Consider the following 1304-nt stretch of genomic DNA (forward strand, 5'->3'; position numbering starts at 1 on the left):
CTTCAAGCCGGCCAGCAGTTCGAGGATCTGCGCCTGAACGGTGACGTCGAGCGCCGTCGTCGGCTCGTCGGCGATCAGAAGTTCGGGCTCGTTGGCCAGCGCCATGGCGATCATCACGCGCTGGCGCTGGCCCCCGGACAACTGGTGTGGATAGGCATCGAGGCGCTTGTGCGGATCGCGGATGCCAACCTCGTTGAGCAGGGCCAGCGTGCGCTCCTTGGCGGGGCGGTCGGCCATGCCTTGGTGCAGCTTCAGGATCTCGACGATTTGATGCTCGATCGTGTGCAGCGGATTGAGCGAGGTCATCGGCTCCTGGAAGATCATGGTGATCTTGTTGCCGCGCACCTGCCGCAACTGCTTCTCGCCCATCGCCAGCAGGTCGTTGCCCTGGAACACGATCTTTCCCGAGGGGTGGCTGGCGCTTGGATAGGGCAAAAGCTTCAGCACCGAAAGCGCCGAGACCGATTTGCCGGAGCCGGATTCGCCGACCAGCGCCACCGTCTCGCCCTTGGCGATGTCGAACGAGATGTGGTCGACAGCCGTCGACTGGCCGCCGCCCTGGCTGAAGGCGACGCTGAGGTCCTGTACGCTGAGCAAGGGGGCTTCGCTCATCTGAACGTCTTGCGCGGATCGAAGGCGTCGCGCGTCGCCTCGCCGACGAAGACCAGCAGGGACAGCATCAGCGAGATGACGACGAAGCCGGAAATGCCGAGCCACGGCGCATTGAGGTTGCGCTGCGCCTGCTTGAGCAATTCGCCGAGCGAGGCGGAGCCGGGCGGCAGGCCAAAGCCGAGATAGTCGAGCGAGGTCAGCGTCGAGATCGAGCCCGAGAGCAGGAAGGGCATGAAGGTCAGTGTCGCCACCATGGCGTTGGGCAACAGGTGCCGGAACATGATGGTGCGGTTGGGCACGCCGAGCGCCCGGGCCGCGTTGACATATTCGAAATTGCGGGCGCGCAGGAACTCGGCCCGCACCACGCCGACCAGCGCCACCCAGGAAAACAGCAGCATCAGGCCGAGCAGGATGAAGAAGCCCGGCGGCAGGATGGCGGCGACGATGAGCAGGAGATAGAGCACCGGGATGGCGGACCAGATCTCGATGAAACGCTGGAACAAGAGATCCGTCCAGCCGCCGAAATAGCCTTGCACGGCGCCGGCCGCGACGCCGATCAAGGCGGAGCCGGCGGTCAGGATCAGGCCGAACAGCACCGAAATGCGGAAGCCGTAGATGACGCGCGCCAGCACGTCGCGCGCCTGGGCGTCGGTGCCGAGCCAATTCCAGTTGCCGACGATGCAGGCGCGCGA

The 1304-nt window shown here is 65.3% G+C and carries 2 protein-coding genes; both read right to left on the reverse strand.

From position 1 onward, the window contains the following. A partial coding sequence (locus EN925_RS36260) for an ATP-binding cassette domain-containing protein (RefSeq protein ID WP_164894677.1) occupies positions 1-612 on the reverse strand: 612 nt, incomplete at its 3' end. Continuing rightward, positions 609-1304 (reverse strand): ABC transporter permease (locus EN925_RS36265; RefSeq protein ID WP_164894678.1); only part of this gene is annotated, 696 nt, incomplete at its 5' end. The genes EN925_RS36260 and EN925_RS36265, both read right to left, overlap by 4 nt.

Source organism: Mesorhizobium sp. M7A.F.Ca.US.006.04.2.1, assembly GCF_004022915.1.
Classification (GTDB): domain Bacteria; phylum Pseudomonadota; class Alphaproteobacteria; order Rhizobiales; family Rhizobiaceae; genus Mesorhizobium; species Mesorhizobium ciceri.